Raw genomic sequence first — 25,236 nt, forward strand, 5'->3', positions numbered from 1 at the left:
TTTAAGCGTCTTTAACAGTTATTTCTTCAACTCCAGTTTCAATTAGCAACTGCTTTACAGATTCTACATCTTCAGTTACGAATTCCATCATGAATTTATCATCAGTAGTTCTTGGATCAGGATTCTGAGCCGGAGCTCCCGGATACATTTTGTTTCTAACCAAGAAAGTTAAAGACATCATGTGAGCTGCGCAGAATACCATTAATTCAAACATTGGAACTACGAATGCAGGCATATTGTGAGCCCAGTCAAAAGCTGGTTTACCACCAATATTCTGTGGCCAGTCATGATTCATTACATACCAAGTTACAGTAGCACCAATAGTAACACCATAAAGAGCATATAAGAATGCGGCATCAGAAATTCTAGTTTTCTTTAACCCTAAAGCCTTGTCTAGTCCGTGAACCGGAAACGGAGTATAAACCTCGTTTATTGCGATTCCTTTATCGTTGAATGCCTTAACGCCGTTCATTAAATCGTCGTCGTCAGCATAAAGTCCGTATACAATTTTAGTGGTGCTCATCTCCTTCTTTTGCTTTATAAGTTTCACCTGAGATTTTCAAAATCGATTTTAATTCAGCCTGTGCAATTACAGGGAATGTTCTTGCATATAATAAGAATAATACAGAGAAGAATCCGATAGTTCCTAAGTATACACCCACATCAATGATCGTTGGCTTAAACATTGTCCATGATCCTGGTAAGTAGTCTCTAGAAAGGTTGATAACGATGATATCAAAACGCTCAAACCACATACCGATGTTAATGATTAATGCAACAATGAATGTCCAGATAATATTCGTTCTAGCTTTTTTGAACCAGAAAGAAGCAGGAACCACAAGGTTACAGATAATCAATGACCAGAATGCCCACCAGTAAGGTCCTACTGCAGCACCTGGAGAAAGGTAAGTAAAGTCTTCAAATCTTGATCCGGAATACCATCCGATGAAATACTCAGTAGCATAAGCTACAGTTACCATACCCCCTGTAAGAACGATTACGATGTTCATAATTTCGATATGATACATTGTGATATATTCTTCTAAGTGACAAACTTTTCTAGCAATCAACAATAGAGTCTGTACCATTGCGAATCCTGAGAAGATCGCACCAGCTACGAAGTAAGGAGGGTAGATTGTAGAGTGCCATCCTTTAATAACTGAAGTTGCGAAGTCAAAAGATACCGTTGTGTGTACGGAGAATACAAGTGGAGTTGCCAAACCTGCAAGAACCAAAGAAAGTTCTTCGAATCTTTGCCAGTGTTTTGCTTTACCACCCCATCCGAATGCTAGGAATGTATAGATTTTCTTCGTCCAAGGAGTCTTAGCTCTATCTCTGATCATTGCAAAGTCAGGGATAAGTCCCATGAACCAGAATACAGTTGATACTGAGAAATACGTAGAGATCGCAAATACGTCCCAAAGTAGAGGAGAGTTAAAGTTCCCCCAAAGAGAACCGAACTGGTTTGGTAAAGGGAATACCCAATATCCAACCCAAACTCTACCCATGTGGATTACAGGGAAGATTGCTGCCTGTACAACCGCAAAGATCGTCATCGCCTCTGCAGATCTGTTTACAGACATTCTCCATCGCTGTCTAAATAATAATAATACTGCGGAGATTAGGGTCCCGGCGTGACCGATACCTACCCACCATACGAAGTTGGTAATATCCCAACCCCAGTTAATAGTTCTGTTAAGCCCCCATGCTCCAATACCTGTTCCGATAGTATAAGCGATACAGCCGAATCCATAGATGAATAGAACTAAGGCTGCATATAATGAGATCCACCATAATTTACCTGCTCTTTCTTCGATAGGTCGTGCAATATCTTCTGTGATATCGTGATAAGTTTTGTGACCAATAATTAGAGGTTCCCTTATCGGAGCTTCGTAATGTCCTGACATTTTTTACCTATTTATTATTTAAACTTTATTTTTCTACTCTGTTTCTTACTTTAGTGTGATAGAACACGTTTGGTTTTGTTCCAATCTCCTCTAGTAAATAATATCTTCTGTTAGACGCATATTGCTGTCTAACTTCAGACTCTTTATCATTCATGTCTCCGAAAGTCATTGCTCCAGTAGAACAAGCAGCCGCACAAGCACAAGAGTTCTTGAACTCAGCATCTGTTACTTTTCTGTTGTCTCTCTTAGCTGCTAAAATAGTAGCCTGAGTTTCTTGGATACACATTGAACATTTCTCCATTACCCCTCTAGTTCTTACAACTACGTCTGGGTTAAGTACCATTCTTCCTAAATCGTTGTTCATGTTGAAATCGAACTTGTCATTTAGGTTATAAGTAAACCAGTTGAAACGTCTTACTTTGTATGGACAGTTGTTTGCACAATATCTAGTACCGATACATCTGTTGTAAGCCATATGGTTTTGACCTTGCTTACCGTGTGAAGTAGCCGCTACCGGACATACAGTTTCACAAGGAGCGTGGTTACAGTGCTGACACATTACTGGTTGGAAGATTACATCCGGGTTGTCTGCAGGGTGGTTTAATGCACCTCCGTCTCCAAATGCTGTTCCGTACAATTCTGGTACAGCCATTCCTTCTTTCAATCCTTCGTATACTTCTACTTTTTGTCTTGAAGAATAGTAACGGTCAATTCTTAACCAGTACATATCTCTAGACATTCTTACCTCTTCTTTACCTACTACAGGAACGTTGTTCTCAGCCTGACAAGCAATTACACATGCTCCACAACCTGTACAAGAGTTCAAGTCAATAGATAAGTTGAAGTGAGGTCCGTCCGTATCATCAAAAGCATCCCAGAGGTCGATTTTTCTCGCTGGAAGTGCTCCACTGATTGTGTGATATTCCAAAGGCTTGTTCCATCCTTTATGTTGATCATCGAAAGGTACGTTGATAAATTCAGCTAAAGGAACTTCTTTAGCAATTTCGTAACGTCCCATTAGGGTATTCTGAAGCTGGATACCTGCAAATTCGTGATCTTCTCCAGTTTTCTCGATTTTAGCACCTGAAAGAACAAGGTTAGAACCATCGAATAGAGGATAAGCATTTACACCTGTATCTGCAGTTGCTCCTGAGTTTTTCTTACCATAACCAAGTGCAAGACCTACAGATCCTTCTGCCTGACCAGGTTGAATAAATACAGGAACATCTTTTATTGTTACTCCGTTTACAGTAAGATTTACGATAGAACCATCTAACTGCATTCTTGCATTAAGATCATTTTCAATCGCAAATTTCTCTGCATCTTTAGGAGAAATAGTCAAGTAGTTATCCCAAGACATTCTTGTCAATGGATCTGGTAATTCCTGCAACCAAGGGTTGTTTGCCTGAGTTCCGTCTCCCATTGAAGTCTTAGTATATAATACCAATTCTAATTCAGAAGCTTTGAAGTTTCCTAGTTCAGCAACAGCCTGTACAGCGTTTCCACCTGCATAAGATAATGTTGTTGAGTTAGTAGAAGCATTGATACCGTTATATAATGCTTTGTTGAAAGAAGTACCACCTAGAATAGAAGCTGAATTAGCTTTTAAATAATCATAGTAGTTGTTAGCAGCATTATTTTTACCATTCTTCCAAACCAATAGAGATTCTTCAATCTGTCTTGATTTGTAGATTTTTTGGATCGTAGGCTGCATTAATGAATATACACCAGTCTGTGGTTCGATATCTCCCCAAGACTCTAACCAGTTAGCAACCGGAATTACAGCTTTCGCTGCCTTGTACATTTCATTTTTCTTATCAGCTACAGCAACTACGTAAGGAACTTTAGATAAAGATTTTTTGAAATCTTCTCCTTTCGGATGAGAGTAGATAGGGTCTACATTGTTAGCGATTAATACACCAACCTGACCTGCATTTACCCATCCTAAGAACTCCTGGTATCTTGCTTTATCAAATTCTTTTAGGAAGTTTGCTTTACCTGTGAAAGCAACTGATCCTAGTTTTTGGTTGATTAAGTGTGCTAAAACCTGTGCTCCTTTAGAACCGTCAGCTAAAACAACAGCTTTGCTGCCTTTTGCTTTCAATTCGTTAGCAATTTCAGTAGCAGTCTTATCAGAAGTACCACCACCTACGATTGCATTGTAAACTTCAACTAAAGTTTTGTTTACAGCACTTGGTTTTAATCTGTATCTTGAGTCAGAGTTAGCACCGGTTAATGACATGTTAGATTCCACTTGGATGTGTCTCAACATGTTTGCTCCTGGCTTTCTAGCTGCTGCATAAGAAGACTCTAAGCTTGAAGCGTTGTAGTCTCCCAAGAAATCAGCCTGGAAAGAAACCACCAATTCAGACCCTTTAAGGTCATAGATTGGCAATGCTCTTTGTCCGAATACTTCCTGAGCTGCATCCAAAGCTGCAGAGTAAGGGAAAGCATCATAAGTTACTAATTCTGCTGTAGGGTATTTAGCTTTAAATTCAGCAAATAACTTTTTGAAAGTTGGTGAAGCAAAAGAGTGTGATAAAACCACAATCTTTTTACCTGATGCTTTAGCTTCTTCTAGACCTTTAAGAACAAAACTGTCTACTTTATCGAAAGTTTCATCTTTACCGTCTAGTTTAGGCTGCTTTACTTTATCATTGTCATAAAGAGAAAGTACACTTGCCTGAGCTCTTGCGTTAGTTTTCCCTAAATCACCAGCAACTGGGTTTGGATCAATTTTGATTGGTCTTCCCTCACGAGTTTTTACTAAAACGCTAGCGAAATCGAAACCATCAAAATATGTTGAAGCGTAATAATTTGGAACCCCTGGAATAATATCATGCGGTTTTACTACGTAAGGAATCGTTTTAATTACCGGAGCTTCACAAGCAGCAAGAGTTACCGCTGCTGTAGAGAATCCTAGTAATTTTAAGAAATCTCTTCTTGAAGTACTGGAACCATTCTGTTCAGCATCTCCAAGGAAATCTTCTACCGGAATTTCTTCCTGGAACTCTTTAAGAGCCAGCTTACCATTTAAAGCTGGATCTTTAAGTTCATGAATACTTCTGAATTGTATTTTGTTTGAAGCCATTTATACTTCTAATTTTTTAGTTATTAATAATGACATTTACCACACTCAAGACCTCCAATTGCATCTACAGTGATCTTACCTCCATCTTGTGGATATTGTTTTTTCAACTTGTCGTGTAGATTCTTGAAGTACTCTTTATTATAACCGTTGTTCATATCGATTTCAGTCGTTCTGTGACACTCGATACACCATCCCATCGTAAAGTCATTAGCCATTTGAACAACATTCATTGTATCAATTTTTCCGTGACAAGCCTTACATACAACATCAATTTTGTTGTTAGGATTCTTTTTGTTGAAAGAATTGATAATCGCCTGCTCACCTGCTACTACGTGCTGAGAGTGGTTAAAGTAAACGAAATCTGGCATGTTGTGGATTCTTGTCCATTCAACCGGTTGTGTTTTTCCTGTATACTGTTGTTTAGCAGGATCCCAACCTGTTGCTGCGTAGATCTTCTGGATTTCTCCGTCATAGAATGCCTTGTCTTTTCCTGGCTCCATGTAGTGATCTGCGTTGTATTCAGAAATTGTTCTGTGACAGTTCATACAAACGTTCATAGAAGGAATCTCAGATACTTTTCCATATTTAGCACTAGAGTGACATAATTGACAGTCAATTTTCTGTTCTCCAGCGTGGATTTTGTGAGAGAAGTAGATAGGCTGCTCAGGTTTGTACCCTTTGTAAACCCCGATCCACATTAACCAGTTCCATACTCCGTAAGCAGCAAGAATAGCAAGAATAGCTATTAATCCTTTTCCTACATAGTGGAACTTCTCATACATTTCCTTAAACGAACGAACTCTCGTTTCGTTAAGCCCGGATAGCTCGTCAGATTGACCTAGTTTCACTAATTGTCTTAGTTTCACCAAAATCCAAACTAATAAACCAGCGATGGCTAAAAGGGAAATGATTACAATGTTTGTTGTGCTTTTGTCTGCAGGAGCTGCCGCTTCAGCGCCAGCTGCAGGAGTTGCTTCCGTCTTTTTCTCTTCCGGAGCTGGTGGATTAGTTGTGAAAGCTAAAATGTCGTCAATATCCTTATCTGTAAGATTTGGAAAGACCTGCATTTCAGTCTTGTTAAACTTTTCAAAAATCTCATTGGCGTATTTATCCCCCGAAGCTCTAAGAGCTTTGTTGTCTTTGATCCACTTGTGAAGCCAATCTTTGTCTACACCACCCTCTGTCTTTACTCGCTCTACAACCCCTTTTAGTGGGGGTCCTATAACTTGTTTGTCCAGTGCGTGACATGCAGTACAATTCGCTTTGAAAAGTTTCTCTCCGTTTTTAGGATCGCCGTCTTGCCCGTAAAATGAAGCACTGGTTGATAGCAATAAGCCTATTGCGATCAACGTTTTTTTATAATGCTTTCTCCAACTAATCATTTAAATTATCTTATGTTAGTAAATTATTGAACATATCAATTCCGCAAAAATAATATTTTTAACAGAAATTTAACGGCATATAGAAAGGGGAAAATATCATTTACGTTTAATTTGTATTGATTCTAAATAACTGGTTTGGTATAGTTTTTTAATTTGTATAAATTTGCGCAAACAAGTTTAAATGAGAAATTTGATTAAAATATTTTCGATATTATCATTATTTAGTTTTTATAGTATTGAAGCACAGCAGGTTGTTAAAAAAGATACGCTTTCGGGAACAGAGCTTGTCATCACTATGGATTCCAAAATAAATGCTGCCTTGGAAGGAATTGAAGGCAAATGTTCAAAAGTTGCCGTTAGTAATCCGACTAAGGATTACAATAATAATGATGGTAATATTTCTACAGGCATCAGTACAAGACCTCCAAAGATTTATGTGCCGAATAGGGAATTGACCAATGCTGAAATTTGTAAGAAAAATCCTCGAATTTTAGGGTATAAAATTCAGATTACAACAGTAAAAAGTAATGAAGAGGCTAATGAGGTGAAGTCTTATTTCAGAAAGAGATTTCCTAACCTGAAAGTGGAAACGGATGCTTCTTTAAGACCTAACTATAAGATCTTAGCTGGAAGTTATTTTACTAAGCAAAGTGCTGCCGGTGACCTTTCAAAAATAAGAGAGTATTTCAAATCTGCGGTTGCTGTACAGTATAGAATTTTCTGTGCAGAAGCTAAGTAGAACTTTAAAATATAAATAAAAAAAGCTGAGAATTTTCTCAGCTTTTTTTATTTATAATAGGTTTCCAGAAACCAGAAAAACTCTGACATTCTGAACCAATTATTGAGGATGAGATAAGTGAATAATATGCTAACTGTAAGCGTTAAAAATGCGGTCACTTTAGGGGAGGATTTGTAAGCGTAAAACAGCCAGCCAATAAGCAAAGGGTATACGAAAACAAAGTGTCCGCCGTAGATGTAGGAAGTGTGAAGCCCAAACCTCATTATGCAATGTATGAAGATGTCAAAGAGAAATGAAAGAGCGATTATTTGTACCCATTTATTTTTAAAATTCTTAAGATAACTCCAACTTATCAGTGCCAATAATACGGCGATAAAAATATAAGAAAATGGAGATGAATAAAGATCCATATACAGCGCTTTAAAATCAAATCCTTTCATGTTGTGTTTGTCTGAGATTGTAAAGCTTGGAAACAAAATATTTCCTCCAAAAAAGAAAGACATGATCATATCCCAAGTGGGCATAGACTCTACGTTGGAGAACTTCTCATACTGTTGATTAGTTTTTGAAAAAATGTTTTGGTATTTAAAATCAATCCTGTTTAGATAAAGCAGGATGTAGATGATCATTGCAATTGCTCCTCTTGCAATAGCGTTGCCTAGCTTTTTCCAATTTCTGTAAAGGTTTTTTTCAAAGAATATCGGGATAAAAACCTTTACAATATTAGTAATGGTTAGTCCGCCGATGGTAATTGCTGCCAATGACAGCGCTGTGGCCGGCGTTTTTTCTTCTTTTTTAAGTTTTATAGCTGCATAATAATGGTAAAGAGAAAGTAAAAATAAGGTATAGGTGAAATTCTCCGGTGTAAATGATAAAATGATATTTGTAGAAAATACTCCAAAGAAGAATGTAATCAAAAGACTGAATGTAAGTGGAAGTCTGATGATATTCTTTAGGTATTTAAAAATCTGAACCACATTCAGGGTAATGATAATATTGCTGAGCCAAGCCAGTGTAAGCCTGAAAGTCATATCCATTTTTCCACCAGAAACAAATAATGAAAATTCCCTGACCCAGTTGAAGAAATAATAGGATAGGGGGTGCCTTTCAAAACTGCCCCCTGTCATCAATATGGATTTATTGTCAAAACTGAAGTAGGCATCCCATGGAATTCTGCTGTCGAAGATGATTCTGTAGTGGATTGCAATATATGATCCCAGAATTCCATAGCAGATAATGAAAAATAGGAAAACTGCGAGTTCTGTATATGAGGATGGGAAAACCAGCCTTAGAAAATTGATGAATTTTGTTTTGATAATAGACACGTGTCGTATTTTCTGCAAAAGTAAAATAAAAAACCACCAAAGTCGGTGGTTTTATAAATATTGTTATTCTAGCTAAGAACTGCAGGAAAGAGTAGAGCATCCAGTGGTGTCATCATAACCTGATGGTCTTTTGGCAGAAAACTCAGGGAATATTTCCTCATATGGATTTTCAAGGGCTTTGGTGAGTTTTTCCAGCATTTCTGTTCTTCCGTTGCTAATCTCTTCAATGCATTCGTAGAGCAGATAATTTCTAAGGGTGAACTTTGGATTGGATTTACCCATCAATTTCAGGGAATCTTCTCTTGAAATTGAGTTGAGTTTTAATCTTGACTCATAATTTTCAATGAAGTTTTTAAGTTTTCCAAGCTTTTCTTCACTCAAAAAGGTGTAGGAAACATGGTTGAAGTGTTCTTTTAAATCTATATCTGCTGTTATTTTTTCCAGTTGATTAAAAAATAAGGTGTAATCAAGCTCAAGTTCCTGCATTAATCCTTGCCAATTGGTGAAAAACTCTTCATCCTCTTTTTTAAGTTCATTAAATCCGAACTTTCTGCAAAGCATTGTATCATGAGCTTCCCAGAAGTAAGTGCCATATTTATTCAAAGTATCTTCCAAAAACTTTTCATCCTTAATCATTGGGTGCAGGGCATTGGCAAGTTGCCACAGGTTCCATTGAGAAATCTGTCCTTGTTTTCCAAAAGCATATCTTCTGCCTGGAAGATCCGTTGTGTTTGGTGTGAAATTTAAGTCATATTCATCCATCATGGAATAAGGGCCATAGTCGATGGTTAAACCTAAAATTGACATATTGTCTGTATTCATTACACCATGCACAAATCCGACGCGGAACCATTCAACCATAAGATTTGCCGTGCGGGTACAGATGTTCTCAAAAAAGTCTTTATATTTTTGATTGTCCGAAGATGTTATTTCAGGAAAATAATTTTCGACAGTAAAATCTAAAAGATCTTGTAGCGTTTTATATTCCTGTTGGGCAGACATTAGTTCAAAATGACCAAAACGCAGGAAACTTTCAGCAGTTCTTATGACAACGGCTCCCTTTTCCAGCTGCGGGTTTCCATTATACATCATATCACGAACAACATCTTCTCCGGTGAATGTCAAACTTAATGCTCTTGTTGTAGGAACTCCTAGATGATACATTGCTTCACTCATTAGATATTCTCGTACAGAAGATCTCAGCACAGCTCTTCCATCTGCATGTCTGGAGTAGGGGGTTGCACCAGCTCCTTTCCATTGGATTTCCGTTTTTTTTCCGGAATCATTAATGATTTCACCGGCAAGAATAGCTCTTCCGTCTCCAAGTTGTCCGGCCCAGTTCCCAAACTGATGTCCTGCATAGGCAGTAGCATAGGTTTGAACATTTTCAGGGAGATCATTTCCAACCAGAAAATTCAGGTCTTTATCTTCAAATTTTCCTAATCCTATTTCTTCTGAAAGAACATTATTAAAAGCAATTAATTGAGGTTGATCAAAGCCTGCGGGCTTGGTGGTCGAGAATAGAACCTTAGGGGTATTTCTCTGCATGGTATTGTTCGAAAAATCTCCTGGGAATTTCTTGATAAAAGGCTGTCTGATACGTTCGATATTCATACTTCAAAGGTATTAATTATAAAAGAAAAGACCTTCCAAATTATTGAAAGGTCTTATGTATTTCTAAAAGAGAATTTATTTATTAAAATCTACCTCATCATTGGAATGGAGATTTTCATTGATATTTTCTTCTTTCTTTTCTGTAGGTTTTTTAGGAGTAGGGTCTACAGGTCTTGGATTTTTGATCTCGTCAATGGTCTGAAGACTTCCGTCATCTCCATATCCTCCGCTTAGCCCCTTAAGGTTTGAGCATCCGTCTTTCCAGTCTGATGGCTTGATGAATTTATCATCAGGGGTAACCCCTAAACTCTTATCTGCCCATACCTTCTTCATGAATATCGCCCATATTGGTAAAGCCATCTTGGCACCCTGACCTTCTCCTGTTCCAAAGAAGTGGGTTGCTCTGTCTTCCCATCCAACCCAGGCTCCGGTTGCTAGTTTTGGTGTAATTCCCATAAACCATCCATCGGAGTTGTTCTGTGTGGTACCTGTTTTAGCTGCAATTTCAACTGCTTTTGAGATTCCTCTTCTTCCAAGTTCTCCAGATGCAGTACCATATTGTGCAACACCTTTCATCAATTCGATCATGGTGTAGGCGTATAATGGATTCATTACTTCTTTAGGTTCTACATTCACCTCTTTAATTACTCTACCATTGGCATCTTCAATTCTCCAGATCATTTCAGGTTTATTGTGGTTACCATAGTTGGCGAAAGTACTATAGGCACCTAGCATTTCATAGATGGTAATATCTGATGAACCCAGGGCAATGGTATTATTTCTAGGAATGTCTTCTGTAACTCCCAGATCTCTGGCAGTTTGGATCACAGCGTCTACCCCTGTCATTTCGATAAGTCTTGCTGCAATCGGGTTTTGAGAGTGTGCTAAACCATCTTTTAAGGTAAGCATGCCTCCTCTTCCCGGTACGTGCCAACCGTTATGATCGTAAGTTCCGTTAGAAACTGTTGAGCAAGGAGTCATCCCAAGTTTCATAATAGCTGTGGCATAGACGAAAGGCTTGAATGTGGATCCCACCTGTCTCTTACCTTGCTTGATGTGATCATATTGGAAGTGTTGCCAATCGATACCACCTACCCATGCTTTGATCTCTCCAGTTCCTGGAACCATAGACATAAGTCCGGCCTGCGCAATTTGCTTATGATATCTGATAGAGTCCCAAGGTGACATTTCCACCTCTTCCTCACCACTCCATGTAAATCTTGAAGTTTTGATAGGCTTTTTGAATTCCATCATGATTGAATCCTCAGGCATTCCATCTGCTTTTAGCAGCTTATATCTTCCGGTTCTTTTCATAGCCTGAAGCATCACATCCTTAATTTGTTTATCATTAAGGTAGTAGAAAGGTCTGTTCTTTCTTCCTCTTTGTTCTGCGTCAAATCTTTTCTGAAGATCAGTTAAGTGTTCCTTGATGGCCTCTTCTGCATACTTCTGCATTTTAGAATCAAGTGTAACATAGATTTTTAATCCGTCTTTATAAAGATTTAGTTTCTTTCCTGTTTCTTTTTCATGAGTTTCAAGATATTTATCAATCTCTTTTCTCAGATAGAACTTATAATAGGCAGAATATCCGTCTGTAATACTTTTAATAGGGTGGAAGTCTACTTCTACAGGAGTATTGATCGCCTTTTGGTAGGTTTCTTCATTGATATACCCTGTTTTCTGCATTTGATCCAATACAACATTTCTTCTTTCCTTTGCTCTTTCAGGATATCTGTAAGGATTGTTTTTTCTTGGATTTTCAAGCATAGCCACAAAAGTAGCTGCTTCAGGCAGTGTAAGTTCTGAAGTTTTCTTGTTAAAATATACTCTGGAAGCCATTTCAACACCATTGGCATTGAAAAGGAAGTCAAATTTGTTAAAGTAAAGCGTAATGATTTCTTCCTTGGTATATCTCTTTTCAAGGCTTACTGCTACAACCCATTCCTTTAATTTCTGGAAAGCTCTTTCAAATTTATTTTGAGAAGCATTTCCTGTGAAAAGAAGCTTAGCCAACTGTTGAGTAATGGTAGAACCACCTCCACGTCCACCTCCATAGGCAACGGCTCTGGCAATAGAATATAAGTCAATTCCTGAATGTTCCTTGAAACGCTCATCTTCTTTCGCCTGGAGAGCATAGATAAGATAAGGAGGAAGGTCCTTGTAAACAATAGGCTGGGTTTTTTCTTTTTCAAACTTGCCTAGTGTTACTCCATCTGAGGAAATAATTTCAGAAGCGACAAAGATGTCCGGATTTTCAAGTTCCTTTACATCTGGCATTTCTCCAAGGAAACCTTGGGAAACAGCAAAGAAAAGTCCTGAAATACCTAAAACTACCGCAATGAGTCCAATCCAAATAAATGAGACCCATTTTTTCCAAGAGGTATCTTTCTTTTTTTTAGGAGGCAGGGGAAATGTTTTTCCCTTGTTTCCTGCATTTTTATTGTTTTCTTCCATTTATGGTTACGGTTTAGCCGTTTCTATTTTTATCCCAACGTCCTCAATTCCCTGAAGGGTATCGTTTCTCATCGCCTGTGTAAGACTGATTTGATATTTTCCCTTTCCCGGAAACTTGTAATTTAATTTATACTGAAACAATGTTTCCTTTGTGTCACCAAAGCCTGTACCAAGCCATTCTCCGTTTGGTTTTGCAAGAACATAATTTAAAGTGTCTGTTTCCTTTTTTTTGTTCTGTAGATTGGTGAAATTCACAATAAACCTTATATTACTGTAAGGGTAATTGTTGTTATTTCTTACGACAAATATAATATTTTTAGGATTCTGCGGATCTGAAATTTCAAGATTAAATTTTTGCTCACTTTTCTTATTCCATTTGTTGTCAACGGAATTCATTATAGTGCCTTCTCCTGGAGAAGAGTTACAACTAAAGAAAAGGATAAGGGAAAATAATCCTAAAATTTTACGCATCTTTATCTTTTTTTGGAGGATATTTCTTTTTAAATTTTTTCTTGTTTGGATTGCTTTGCGGGTTTTGCTCTGCATTCGGAGTAGCCTCAGTTTTTACTTTTTCCACTGGCGCTTTTTGTTGATGCTGTGGTTTCTGTTGTCTAGGCTGGTTTCCGGAATTGGCACTAGGATTTTCAGTTCTTTCTGGTTTATCAGTTCTTTCAGGCCTTTCTTGTCTCTCAGGTCTGTTTTTCTTCTGTCCTTGTTGTCCCTGTCCTTGATTGTTGTTTGGCTTATTCTGGTTACTCCTGTTGTTTCTATTGTTTTTGTTTTTCTTTTCGAAACGGTCTACACTGTTTTCCTGAATCAAATCAATAGTCTGAACTGATGTTTCGGGCTGTTTTAAATCTTCTAAAGGAAGAATTTTTTCACCTCTTTTATTTTTAGAAATCAGCTTTTTAACAAGATCAATATCAAAATCATACCATGCAATAGAATGATCTACATAGGCAAACCACATTTTCTTTTTGAAAACATCGATTTTAATACAGAAAGCTCTTCCTTTTTCAGTATCCAGTGTCGTTGAAGAAGATGGGAAGTGGCTTAATGCATCTAAATAACTGTCAAGTTCATAATTAAGACAGCATTTAAGCTTACCACATTGTCCTGCAAGTTTCTGAGGATTAATACTTAGCTGTTGGTATCTGGCTACATTGGTGTTTACAGATCTGAAGTCTGTAAGCCATGTTGAACAGCAAAGTTCACGTCCGCAAGAACCAATTCCACCTACTTTTGCAGCTTCCTGTCTGAACCCGATCTGCTTCATGTCGATCTTGGTTCTGAAAGATCCAGCATAGTCTTTAATTAACTGCCTGAAATCTATCCTGTTGTCTGCTGTGTAATAAAATGTGATTTTTGAAGAATCACCCTGATATTCTACATCAGTAACTTTCATTTCAAGACCTAATCTTTGAGCAATTTTTCTAGCCTCAAGCTTTACGCCTTCTTCTTTTTTTCTTGCTTCCTGCCATACCTCAAGGTCCTTTTGGTTGGCTTGTCTGTATATTTTAAGTGCCAATTCTTCAGAAAACTTTTTCTTTTTCATCTGAATTTTTACTAATTCTCCCGTAAGGCTTACTACGCCTACATCGTGTCCCGGACTAGATTCTACTGTAACTACGCTACCTATATGTAAAGGGATATTATTTACATTTTTATAAAACGATTTCCTGTCATTTTTAAACCTAACTTCTACAAAATCACACCTATTTGATGTAGGATTGTTGATGTTAGAAAGCCAGTCAAAAACACTTAATTTATAACTATTCCCGCAGGTATTTACACTTTCACAACCAGTTGCGGTTTTTTTAGGGCCGCAAGAATGTGCAGAATCGCCGGATGTTTTACATCCACAACTCATATTACTATTATTTATAATCTTGCAAATTTATGTATTTTTATCTTTATGCAATTCTAAAATACTTAAATAACCTGAATTCGGATAAAACATTTCTGTATTTTAACAAAGAAAGAAAGCTGGGAGCTGAAAAAATAAAGCTACAGAGGGGTTTGAATGGATCACCTTTTTTGATAATTATAAAAATTTGATAACTTTTATAATGAATGAATTGTTGAAATTAACATTCCCAACAATTCTATTCTATTTTCCTCCTTTGTTTCTGTCCAAACTTAATTGTCTTTCTTTTGTTAAACAATTGTTTAATATTAAACAGTATTTTATTCTTTAAATAACATTTTCATTAAGTGCTTGTAAACTATGGTTTTTAAGCTTGTTATGTCTAGAATGCTATTTTAAACATAGTTTTCTTTTGGTGTATTGTTTAAAATATTGGGAAATGTTAACAGTTGTATTCAAAATAATTTTATATTTGACTTATATAATAATAGTCTATGAAAAAAATATTAGTATCAACTGCTTTATTGGCGGGCGTTCTATCTTACGCAGGAGGCTTTAGAGTTTCTTTGCAAGGGGTAAAACAATTGGCAATGGCGCATACTAGTGCTCATGCCGAAGATGCGAGTGTGACATTTTTTAACCCAGCGGGTATGTCATTTATCCCTACCAGGCTGAGTGTAGTGGCAGGAGGGTTTGGTGCAAGTAATAAAGTTACTTTTCAGAACTTAAATACATTACAGAGCACAGAAACAGACAACCCTATTGGGACACCTTTCTATGCAGCGATTACTTATAAACCAATAGAAAACCTTTCCGTGGGTCTTAGTGTTACCACACCTTTTGGAAGTACCATTCAATGGCCGGATAACTGGGAAGGTAAAGAAATGGTTCAGAAAATGGAGCTGAAAAGTTTCTATTTCCAGCCAATGGTTTCCGTAAAGTTAGCTCCTTGGTTGGCTTTTGGTGCAAGTTATATTTATGCAAAAGGAAAAGTTGACTGGGATAAGGCTGTAACACAATTTAACGGACAGGTTAATATTAATGACGATAATGCAAGCGGACACGGATATGGGTTCGGTTTCTATTTCAGACCTGATCCGAAGTTGGATGTAAGTATTGCTTACCGTTCAGCAATAGACATGAAAGCTAAAAATGGAACAGCTACATTCAAGTTTCCATCCAAAACTCCATACGCTTTATTAAATCTGGATGCGGCAGGGCAAGATAAATTTTCTGCAACTCTTCCGCTCGTTGAAGAATATACAATTGGTTTGACGTATAAAGTAACTCCAAAATGGTTGATTTCAGCAGACTTTAACTATCACGGATGGGAAAGATACAGTAAGCTTACTTTAGATTTTGAAAAAGCACCTTTGGCTCCCAATAATCCAGGAGATCCAACAGTTCTTGTAAATCCTAAGAATTTCAGAAATTCAAAAACATTCAGACTGGGTACACAATACGCATTCACTGATATGATTTATGGACGTTTAGGAGCGTATTATGATGAATCTCCTTATTCTGATGATAATTTCATTCCGGAAACGCCTTCGTATGATACTTATGTAATCACTGGTGGTGTTGGATTTAAGTTAAAGCAATTCGGAATTGATCTTGCGGGTGGATATGCAATGCCACAATACAGAGATGTAACCAATGCTAGTCTTGGATTCTATGGACAATCTAAAGCAACTGCATTCTATTTTGGTCTAGGTTTATCTTATAACCCTTTTTAATTTAAAAGACTATGAAAAAAATTATAATATCGACGATAGCAGTTTCTGCACTTCTTTGTACTGTAACAAGTTGTAAGACTGATTTCGATACTGATGTGAAAGATATCCAGGCATCAAAAGGTAATGCAGATTTCTCAAGGTATGTTGCTTTAGGGAATTCATTAACTTCCGGATACAGAGATGGTGCTCTTTATATAGATGGACAAAATGAATCTTATCCATCAATGATCGCTCAACAAATGAAATTAGTGGGTGGTGGAGAGTTCAAACAGCCATTAATGGCAGATAATAACGGAGGATTACTTCTTGCTGTTTCACCAACTGCTACCCTGCAGATTGCAAATACAAAACTTTTTGTTAATGGTTTCATTGACGGTGCGCCTGATTTGAAAATGGCTAACAATAATGTGGCAACAACAGTTGTAAATACTGTTTTGACAGGACCATTCAATAACCTTGGAGTTCCGGGTGCAAAAGTGGCGCACTTATTGGCTCCTGGATACGGAAATGTTCAGGGAGTGGCAACAAAAACAGCAAACCCTTACTTTGTGAGATTTGCGACAACGCCTACCACTTCTGTAATTGATGATTTTACAAAACAAAACCCTACATTTTTCTCTTTATGGATTGGCAATAATGACGCGTTATTATATGCCTTGGCTGGTGCAGATAGCTCGGTGGAGACACTTACGCCTCCTGCTCAGTTTAAGCAATACTACGATATGCTTATTTCTAAAATAGAAGCTACAAAAGCTAAAGGGGTTATTGCAAATATTCCTAGTGTGACTACCGTTCCTGCTTTAACAACGATACCTACTAATCCTTTGACATCAGCTGTTTTAGGTAAAGGAAACGTTGCTGCAGGAGAGGCTATTATTGATGATTTAAATAAAAACCTTTACGGACCACTTAATCAGATCCTGACAAATTTTGGAGCAGGTGATAGAATAAAGCCACTTTCTAAGTCAGGAGGAAATCCATTATTAATCAAAGATGAATCTATAACAGATCTGAAAGCGCAAATTACCGGTGCTGCTCTTGCCTCTGGAAATCCTACTTTGGTAGCTTTGGCTACTTATCTGGGAAATACCTATGGACAGGCAAGACAGGCAAAAACTGGTGATTTGGTTCCTTTAACTACAAAAGCAGATATCGGATCAACTGAGCCGGGTGTGCCTGCTGCTCTTTCTGCAAGAGGGGTTGCTTATCCGTTTGCAGACAAATATATATTGGTGCCATCAGAAATTAATGAGATCAATAGTGCAATTGATGCATACAACGTAGCTATTAAAGCAGCGGCAACTGCAAAAGGATATGCTTTTGTAGATGCTAACTCTAAATTAAAAGAATTGTCAGGAAATTCAGGAATTTCTTGGGATGGAGTGAGATATACTGCCAAATTTGTCTCTGGAGGGGCATTCTCATTGGATGGAGTGCATTTAACAGGTAGAGGATATGGTATTATTGCCAACGAATTTATTAATGCAATTAATGCAACTTATAAATCGTCACTTCCACAGGTAAACCCTAATCAATACTCAGGAATTACACTGCCGTAATAATTGATAAAATAAAAACTAGAAACCACAGGAGTAAATCTTGTGGTTTTTTTTTAAATTTGCAAAATCTTTTAAAAAGTAAAAATGGCCGATCAGTTAAGTTATCTATTTTGTACAAGAACCAGCAGGGACTTGGCAGAGAAAATTGCCCAAAGTTATGGGAAAGAATTAGGGAAAATCAACTTTCAGGAGTTCAGCGACGGGGAATTTGAACCTGTTTTGGATGAATCTGTAAGAGGTGGAAGAGTTTTTCTAATTGGATCTACGTTCCCACCTGCAGACAATCTTTTAGAACTTCTTCTAATGATTGATGCAGCAAAAAGAGCTTCTGCGAAGAGCATTACCGTTGTAATTCCTTACTTCGGACTTGCCAGACAGGACAGAAAGGACAAACCAAGAGCACCGATCGGTGCTAAGTTAGTTGCCAACCTTCTTACAGCAGCGGGAGCAACAAGAGTGATGACAATGGATCTTCACGCAGATCAGATCCAAGGATTCTTCGAAATTCCGGTAGATCATCTTTATGCTTCTTCAATTTTTGTTGATTATATCAAATCCTTAAATCTTGACAACCTTACCATTGCTTCTCCAGATATGGGAGGTGCAAAAAGAGCGAAAAACTATGCTGGCCACCTAGGTGCCGAGGTAGTAATTGCTTATAAGGAAAGAAAAAAGGCAAACGTTGTGGAAGAGATGTTCCTTATCGGAGATGTAACAGGTAAAAACGTAATCCTTATTGATGATATGATTGATACTGCAGGAACGCTTTGCAAGGCTGCAGATATCTTGATGGAGAAAGGAGCGAAAACAGTTAGAGCAATGGCAACTCACGGAGTGCTTTCAGGAAAGGCTTATGAGAATATTGAGAACTCAAAACTTCTGGAAGTTATTGTAACTGACTCAATTCCTGTTAAAAATAATTTGTCATCTAAAATAAAAGTGCTATCTTGCGCCCCGTTATTTGCAGATGTTATGACCATGGTTCATGAGCATAGATCAATTAGTAGTAAGTTTGTTATTTAATTGATTTTTAGCAAATTACAAAACAAAATTAGAACAATTTTTTAAATTTTTTATAAATGAAATCTATTACAATTCAAGGTACAAAAAGAGAAAGCGTGGGCAAAAAGTCTACAAAAGCTTTACGTGATGCTGAATTAGTTCCTTGTGTTGTTTATGGAGGTGGCGCACCATTGAACTTCTCTGCTGAAGAGAAAGCTTTCAAAGGTTTAGTATACACTCCTGAAGCACACACGGTATCTATTGAAGTTGATGGTCAAACAATTCCAGCAGTTCTTCAAGATATTCAGTTCCACCCAATTACAGACAAAATTCTTCACGTAGACTTCTATCAGTTATCTGACGATAAGCCAGTTGTTATGGAAGTTCCTGTAAGAATCACTGGACGTTCTAAAGGTGTTGTAGCTGGTGGTGTTTTACGTCAGTCTTTCAGAAAGCTAAAAGTAAAAGCTATTCCTGCTAACTTGCCAGATGAGATCGTTGTAGATGTTACTCCATTAAGAATCGGTAACAAACTTTACATCGGTGGTATCAAAACTACAGGATATACTTTCGTTCACCCTGACAATGCAGTAGTAGTTGCTGTTAAGATGTCTAGAAATGCAATGAAAGGTGGTGCAGCTGCTATGGATGATGAGGATGAGGAAGAAGCTGAAGAAGTGGCTACTCAATCTCCTGATGTTCCAACAACAGAAGAAAAATCTGCAGAATAAGACTTACTTATTTAAACAATATAAAACCTGTCAATTTATTGGCAGGTTTTTTTGTTGTTAAAAGATAAAAAGTAAAGAAATGAGAGAGGTAATATATCAAATTGGCTTTTCATTGTTTTGTTCCTTCGCTTTACTACTTTATCAATTTTCTTCACTCCTAATCATTGAATATTTCTATGAACTGACAAGTATCAGTACTCAACCTAATGCTTCCTTTCAGAAAAAAAGCCGTAAATTTGAAGAGTTCTAAATAAGAACGTTTTAATTTAAAAAATAAATAAATGTTTGACATTCAGGAAATAAGAAGCCAGTTTTCTATATTGGACAGAGAAGTGAATGGTAAGCCGCTGGTTTATCTGGACAATGCAGCTACATCTCAAAAGCCAAATTTGGTTTTAGAAGTCTGTCACGCATATTATACAGAACTTAATGCCAATGTTCACAGAGGAATTCACACGTTAAGCCAATTGGCAACGGAAGAAATGGAGCTTTCCAGAAGAAAAATTCAGAAATTCATCAATGCTGAACATGATTTTGAAGTAATCTTTACAAAAGGAACAACAGAAGGGTTGAACCTCATCGCTTATATTTTAACACAAAAATTACAAAAAGATGATGAGATCATTATTTCCTATCTGGAGCATCACTCCAATATTGTTCCCTGGCAAATGCTTTGTGAAAGAACGGGAGCAAAACTTCGTGTAATTCCTATTGATGAAAATGGAATTTTGCAGTTGGATTACTTGGATGAATTCTTAAGTGAAAAAACAAAGGTTGTTTCTGTGAATCAGGTTTCCAACGCATTAGGAATTGTGAATCCTATTGAAGAAATTATTGCAAGAACGAGAAAGAATACAGAGGCTTATATTGTTATTGATGGCGCTCAGTCTGCTCCACATTTCAATATTGATGTTCAGAAGATGGATTGCGATTTCTTTGTTTTTTCAGGACATAAAATGTATGCTCCAATGGGAACAGGTATTTTATATGGAAAGCGTGAAATATTGGAAGCTTTGCCTCCATTCCATGGAGGAGGAGAGATGATTGCAACATGTTCTTTTGATGGAACAACCTATGCAGGGCTTCCTTTTAAATATGAAGCAGGGACTCCCAATGTAGGAGGAAATATTGCTTTAGGAGCAGCCGTTGATTTTATGGAAAGAATTGGGCGTCAAAATATCCAGAATCATGAAAATGCTTTGCTGGAGTATGCTCAAAGACAGCTTTTAGAATTGGAGGGTATTAAAATCTATGGTGAAAAGGCTAATAGAACAGGAGTTGTTTCCTTTAATCTTGAGGGAGTAGGGATTTCGTCTGATGTAGGAATGATCCTGGATAAAATGGGTATTGCTGTAAGAACAGGACACCACTGTACACAGCCAATCATGGATTTCTTTAATATTGCGGGAACGGTAAGAGCAAGCTTTGCTGTTTATAATACCTTTGCCGAAATTGATATTTTGGTTGAAGGAGTGAAAAAAGCACAGCGAATGCTGAGCTAGCCATAAAGCTAATAATTAAACATATAAAAAAGCCCTGTCAGTAATGACAGGGCTTTTTTATTAATTTAAACTTTCAGAGTGAAAGTTAATTTTGTTTTTAATGATTAGGTTTCCACTCAACAACTGCTCTTATGAATGCCTCAGCATTTTCAACAGGAACATTTGGCAGAATTCCGTGTCCGAGGTTTGCAATATATCTGTCCTTTCCGAAACGGTTAATCATTTCATTTACCATTTTCTTGATGGTTTCAGGTGTTGAATGTAATCTTGCAGGGTCAAAGTTTCCTTGTAATGTCATTGTGTGATTAGTCAGTGTTCTTGCGAATTCTGGCTTAATAGTCCAGTCAACACCAAGAGCAGAAGCCTTAGACATTGTCATATCTTCCAATGCAAACCAACATCCTTTTCCAAATACTACAACATGAGTAAGTGGGCTTAATGCTTCAACGATCTGGTTGATATACTGCCAAGAGAACTCCTGATAATCAGTTGGAGAAAGCATTCCTCCCCAAGAATCAAATACCTGTACGGCAGAAACCCCTTTTTCTACTTTTCTCTTTAAATAAGCAATAGTAGTATCTGTGATCTTTTGAAGTAGCAAATGAGCAGCCTCAGGCTGTTGGAAACAGAATGACTTTGCAATATCAAAAGCCTTGCTTCCTTTACCCTCTACGCAATAGCAAAGGATTGTCCATGGAGAACCGGCAAAACCAATCAACGGAATGTCGTTGTCTAATTTCTGAAGAGTTAGCTCAATAGCATCAAAAACGTATCCTAAAGTATCATTCACATCCGGAGTTTCAATGTTCTGAACCTGTTCCATTGTTCTGATCGGAGTATCCAACCATGGTCCAACAGATTCTTTCATTTTGAAATCAATCCCCATCGCCTGTGGAACCACCAAAATATCTGAAAACAAAATCGCAGCATCCAAAGGAAATCTGCGGATAGGCTGCATGGTAATCTCAGCAGCAAGTTCAGGGGTCTGACATCTTGTGAAGAAATCATACTTATCTCTTAAGGCAATGAATTCCGGCAGATATCTTCCAGCCTGCCTCATCATCCAGACAGGAGGTCTTTCAACGGTTTCTCCGCGAAGTGCTTTTAAATATAGGTCGTTTTTTATCATAATCTATTTAAAGTAATATTACCTTCCAATTCGGTAACAAATATTTTAAAATTTTCCTCCCATTTCGTTCCTGATCAATTCAAAGATTGAGGTCAGTGTATTTTCTTCGGAAGTAAAAATTCTTTCTTGAGTGTAATTCCTCAATTCCCCGGATGTGGTTTCTCCAATCGAAAACAACTTCATATCCTTTAAGGAATTTTGCTTTGCAAAACTACGAACTCCGCTTGGACTAAAAAATACTGCGGCATGATATTTTTCAGGTATTAACGGATTGGTTTCCTCCGTGTTGTAGATCGTAATTTTTTTATACTTAATATTTTGCAGAGGAAGATCATTGTCCAAAACATTAATGGCAAGGTTGCCGCAAAAATGGAGAAACTGTTCATGCTGACAGTTTCCGATAATAAATCGGGATAACATTTCAGCATTTTTCAACACCTTAAACGTTCCAAAGCCATTTTTCCTTAAAGCTCTTTTGGTTTTCTCTCCAACGCAATAAATCTTATTATAATTTTTTGCTGTAAAATCTTCATTGGGCTTGAAGCGGTTTTTGAAAAACGCAGCCACACCATTCACGCTGGTGAAAATCAGGGAATAGTTTTTAAGTTCAAAAGGACTAATTATAATAGGTTTGGTCTTGATTACCTCAACACAATCAACCGAAATATCCTCTCCTAATTCTTTGGATATAATCAATTGGTCTATATTTTTGGTAAATAAGATTTTCATATTTCTGCTAAGTAAAGATGAATGGGATGCTAAAGGAAGCTTACAATAATCCTTAGATCTGGCTTTTAATTTCTACCATTAATTCCTTTCCACCGTTTTCAAGGACCACTTTTGCGAATTTTTCACCAAAGTTCTCTGATGAGTTGTATTCAAAGTTCTCATCAATGGCAATACAGTTTTTACCATCCAGAGAGCAAAGTGCTGCCGTAAAGCGGATCTGATCCCCGATGATTTCTGCAAATGCCCCGATAGGTGCGGTACAGCCTCCTTCTAATGTGCTTAGGAAATTTCTTTCCATTTCTACGCAAATTTGTGTAGGCTCATGGTTGATTTGTCTTAGGATTTCATTGATCTCCGGTTTGTCGGAATGTCCTGCAACAGCAATTACACCCTGCGATGGAGCTGGGATCATTACCGGAAGCATTTCGTAATCAATTTCCATTTTCATTCTCTTGATACCAGCCAAAGATAGAATGGTAGCATCAAAATTTCCATCTTCAAGCTTTTGAAGACGGGTTTGAATATTTCCACGAATATCTGAGAATTCCGTGGTAGGGTAATGTCTTAACCAGAATGCTCTTCTTCTCAAGCTGCTGGTTGCCAGTTTCAGTTCATGAAACTCTTTATTTCTTGCAGATTCCTTTCTGATTAGGATATCCTGAGGGAAATCTCTTTCCAGATAAGCAATCATCTCAATGTTTTGAGGTAACTGAGTCGGGACGTCCTTTAAAGAATGAACAGCGATGTCTATTTCGTCGTTGAGTAGTGCCACATCAAGATCTCTTGTGAAAACACCGGTAATTCCCAGTGAATACAATGGCTGATTAAGGTTCTTATCGCCAGAAGAAACGATAGGAACAATCTCCGTTAAATAATTGTTGTTCTGAAGGTGCCTCGCAACCTCTCTTGCCTGCCAAAGTGCAAGTGCGGAATTTCTTGTTCCGATTCTAATGCTTTTCATTGAATTCGTTGTTTGGTTGTTCAACTAATATTTCGTGCATTAATTTACTAATTTCTTCGGCTTTTAAAGGATTGTCGATGATATATTTTGCAAAACGGTTGGTAATCTTCTGGATCATTTTATCCGAAAGCTCCATATCTGTAATGTCTATATATTTATTCTTCTTATAGAAATTATGCATCTCATTGCGTTCCATGTTCTTTAAAACAGCCTTGAAATGATGAATATTGGGTGCCAGTTTTCTCTTTTTTTCCCACTCAATGAAGTCTTTCATCAATTCCTTGATGATCTTTTCAGCTTTTGGAATTTCTTTTTCCCGCTGTTGGATCGTTTCCTGGATTTGTTTTGAAAGTTCATCAACATCAATTAAGGTTACATTTTCATTTTCCGTTACATTTTTTTCAACGTTATGCGGAATGGAAAGATCAATAACTAACGTTTCTTTTCCATTAGGGAAATGAGATTGGTTGATAATCGGGTGTTTGGCCCCGGTTGCCACGATGAGAATATCAGTGTTTTTTAATTCCTTGTCAAAATCAGAATAATCAACATGAGGAATATTATATTTCTGGGAAATCTTTTCAGCTTTCTCCTGAGTTCTGTTTGCTATTTTAATTTTAGGCTGGAAGACATGTTTTACCAAATTTTCAACGGTATTTTGTCCAATTTCACCTACTCCTAAAAGAAGAATGTTCTTTTCAGCAATTCTCTTTTGGCTATTTAAAATATAATGTACTGCTGCATAGGAAACAGAAGCCGCACCATTAGAAATGCCGGTTTCATTTTTAATTCTTTTCGAAATCTGTATCGCTGCATTAATAGCCCTTTCCAGATATGGATTAGAATTTTGTCTCTCTTTTTTGAAGCGGCTGTATGCTTTTTTAATCTGACCGATAATTTCAAAATCTCCAATAATCTGACTTTCAAGACCGGCAGCTACTCTAAAAAGATGTATGAGTGCTTCTTCTTTAGTAAGAATATTGGCAAACTGAAGAAAATCCGTAAGATGAACTCCAATGGTTTTGCAATATTCTTCTGCTACTAAAAGATAATTGGGGGAAGTCGTATAAATTTCAGTCCTGTTACAGGTGGAGACCACAAATGCATCCCCAAGATCTTCCTGATGGACCCGGGAAACAAAGTTCTTGATGTTTTCATCAAAGAATGCAAACTTTCCTCTCGTTTCTACATCGGCCTTTTCGTAGCTGATGGAAAGCACGGCAAAATTCGATGTTCGATGGATGTTGGAATACTGTAACATAAGCAGTCGCAAATTTACGATTTTTTTAATTAATCAGCCCCTGATACTGTATATGATAATTATCGTAAAAAACTATAAGAGGTTTAGGTGAAAGCTGAAGCTTTTGGAATGAAAAGGTAAAGGAGTGGAATGGTAAAAAGGTAAATGTCCGGTGTTATTTCTTCTGATTATTTGCTTTTTCATCTTGTTAACCTCAGAATTTTTAACAATAAACGCAATTTTAGAATCTTTGCCTCTTCGTTTTCTT

General features: G+C 37.3%; 19 protein-coding genes. 6 read left to right on the forward strand and 13 right to left on the reverse strand.

Annotation, left to right across the window (positions count from 1 at the left end; all coding sequences use genetic code 11):
- Position 1: 1 nt before the first annotated feature.
- From SCA31_RS07345 to SCA31_RS07360, 4 genes are read right to left on the reverse strand one after another with little or no spacing between them, the layout of a single operon-like run.
- Positions 2-523, reverse strand: a complete 522-nt coding sequence (locus tag SCA31_RS07345) for a DUF3341 domain-containing protein (RefSeq protein WP_047376185.1) — start codon at positions 521-523, stop codon at positions 2-4.
- Positions 510-1,907, reverse strand: a complete 1,398-nt coding sequence (gene nrfD, locus SCA31_RS07350) for an NrfD/PsrC family molybdoenzyme membrane anchor subunit (RefSeq protein ID WP_076353019.1) — start codon at positions 1,905-1,907, stop codon at positions 510-512. Before nrfD ends, SCA31_RS07345 begins: the two co-directional genes overlap by 14 nt.
- A 25-nt stretch (positions 1,908-1,932) precedes the next feature.
- Positions 1,933-4,998 carry a TAT-variant-translocated molybdopterin oxidoreductase gene (locus tag SCA31_RS07355; protein ID WP_410696315.1) on the reverse strand — a complete coding sequence of 1,022 codons (3,066 nt, stop codon included), beginning with the start codon at positions 4,996-4,998 and terminating at the stop codon, positions 1,933-1,935.
- Positions 4,999-5,021: 23 nt separating this feature from the next.
- Complete coding sequence (locus tag SCA31_RS07360) at positions 5,022-6,380, reverse strand: c-type cytochrome (protein WP_106917057.1); 1,359 nt, start codon at positions 6,378-6,380, stop codon at positions 5,022-5,024.
- 181 nt (positions 6,381-6,561) lie between these two features.
- Between SCA31_RS07360 and SCA31_RS07365 the strand changes: the two genes are divergently transcribed.
- Positions 6,562-7,119 carry an SPOR domain-containing protein gene (locus SCA31_RS07365; protein WP_410696316.1) on the forward strand — a complete coding sequence of 186 codons (558 nt, stop codon included), beginning with the start codon at positions 6,562-6,564 and terminating at the stop codon, positions 7,117-7,119.
- Positions 7,120-7,166: 47 nt separating this feature from the next.
- Here the strand turns inward: SCA31_RS07365 and SCA31_RS07370 are convergent, their stop codons facing one another.
- The 5 genes from SCA31_RS07370 to SCA31_RS07390 all read right to left on the reverse strand — a co-directional run bounded on the left by SCA31_RS07370 (position 7,167) and on the right by SCA31_RS07390 (position 14,382).
- A complete protein-coding gene (locus SCA31_RS07370; RefSeq protein WP_410696317.1) occupies positions 7,167-8,444 on the reverse strand; it encodes a DUF6080 domain-containing protein in 1,278 nt (425 codons plus the stop codon).
- Between the two features lie 72 nt (positions 8,445-8,516).
- A complete protein-coding gene (locus SCA31_RS07375) occupies positions 8,517-10,058 on the reverse strand; it encodes a protein adenylyltransferase SelO (RefSeq protein WP_410696318.1) in 1,542 nt (513 codons plus the stop codon).
- Between the two features lie 75 nt (positions 10,059-10,133).
- Positions 10,134-12,512: a transglycosylase domain-containing protein gene (locus SCA31_RS07380; protein ID WP_410696319.1), complete on the reverse strand. Its 2,379-nt coding sequence runs from the start codon at positions 12,510-12,512 to the stop codon at positions 10,134-10,136.
- A gap of 6 nt (positions 12,513-12,518) precedes the next feature.
- Positions 12,519-12,983: a gliding motility lipoprotein GldH gene (locus tag SCA31_RS07385; protein ID WP_410696320.1), complete on the reverse strand. Its 465-nt coding sequence runs from the start codon at positions 12,981-12,983 to the stop codon at positions 12,519-12,521.
- Positions 12,976-14,382 carry a stage 0 sporulation family protein gene (locus tag SCA31_RS07390; RefSeq protein ID WP_410696321.1) on the reverse strand — a complete coding sequence of 469 codons (1,407 nt, stop codon included), beginning with the start codon at positions 14,380-14,382 and terminating at the stop codon, positions 12,976-12,978. The genes SCA31_RS07385 and SCA31_RS07390 overlap by 8 nt, the downstream gene beginning before the upstream one ends.
- 491 nt (positions 14,383-14,873) lie before the next feature.
- On the opposite strand from SCA31_RS07390, the gene SCA31_RS07395 reads away from it, so the two are divergent.
- The 5 genes from SCA31_RS07395 to SCA31_RS07415 all read left to right on the forward strand — a co-directional run bounded on the left by SCA31_RS07395 (position 14,874) and on the right by SCA31_RS07415 (position 20,909).
- Positions 14,874-16,115: an OmpP1/FadL family transporter gene (locus tag SCA31_RS07395; RefSeq protein WP_410696322.1), complete on the forward strand. Its 1,242-nt coding sequence runs from the start codon at positions 14,874-14,876 to the stop codon at positions 16,113-16,115.
- An 11-nt stretch (positions 16,116-16,126) separates the two neighbouring features.
- Complete coding sequence (locus SCA31_RS07400) at positions 16,127-17,674, forward strand: G-D-S-L family lipolytic protein (protein WP_410696323.1); 1,548 nt, start codon at positions 16,127-16,129, stop codon at positions 17,672-17,674.
- Between the two features lie 84 nt (positions 17,675-17,758).
- Positions 17,759-18,697 carry a ribose-phosphate pyrophosphokinase gene (locus tag SCA31_RS07405; RefSeq protein ID WP_076353029.1) on the forward strand — a complete coding sequence of 313 codons (939 nt, stop codon included), beginning with the start codon at positions 17,759-17,761 and terminating at the stop codon, positions 18,695-18,697.
- 56 nt (positions 18,698-18,753) lie between these two features.
- On the forward strand, positions 18,754-19,407 hold the full coding sequence (locus SCA31_RS07410) for a 50S ribosomal protein L25/general stress protein Ctc (RefSeq protein WP_410696324.1): 654 nt from the start codon (positions 18,754-18,756) through the stop codon (positions 19,405-19,407).
- A 281-nt stretch (positions 19,408-19,688) separates the two neighbouring features.
- Positions 19,689-20,909 (forward strand): cysteine desulfurase, encoded by a 1,221-nt coding sequence (locus tag SCA31_RS07415; RefSeq protein ID WP_410696325.1) that lies wholly within the window; start codon positions 19,689-19,691, stop codon positions 20,907-20,909.
- A gap of 97 nt (positions 20,910-21,006) precedes the next feature.
- Here the strand turns inward: SCA31_RS07415 and hemE are convergent, their stop codons facing one another.
- Genes hemE through hemA form a run of 4 tightly spaced genes read right to left on the reverse strand, consistent with a single transcriptional unit; the run spans position 21,007 to position 24,989 of the window.
- Positions 21,007-22,038, reverse strand: a complete 1,032-nt coding sequence (hemE, locus tag SCA31_RS07420) for a uroporphyrinogen decarboxylase (RefSeq protein ID WP_410696326.1) — start codon at positions 22,036-22,038, stop codon at positions 21,007-21,009.
- 45 nt (positions 22,039-22,083) lie between these two features.
- Complete coding sequence (locus SCA31_RS07425) at positions 22,084-22,767, reverse strand: uroporphyrinogen-III synthase (protein ID WP_410696327.1); 684 nt, start codon at positions 22,765-22,767, stop codon at positions 22,084-22,086.
- Between the two features lie 52 nt (positions 22,768-22,819).
- Positions 22,820-23,728 carry a hydroxymethylbilane synthase gene (gene hemC / locus SCA31_RS07430; RefSeq protein WP_410696328.1) on the reverse strand — a complete coding sequence of 303 codons (909 nt, stop codon included), beginning with the start codon at positions 23,726-23,728 and terminating at the stop codon, positions 22,820-22,822.
- Entirely contained in the window at positions 23,715-24,989 is a 1,275-nt protein-coding gene (gene hemA / locus SCA31_RS07435; protein WP_410696329.1) for a glutamyl-tRNA reductase, read from the reverse strand. The genes hemC and hemA overlap by 14 nt, the downstream gene beginning before the upstream one ends.
- Between the last annotated feature and the right edge of the window lie 247 nt (positions 24,990-25,236).

It is taken from the genome of Chryseobacterium sp. SIMBA_028 (assembly GCF_046535285.1).
Lineage (GTDB): Bacteria > Bacteroidota > Bacteroidia > Flavobacteriales > Weeksellaceae > Chryseobacterium.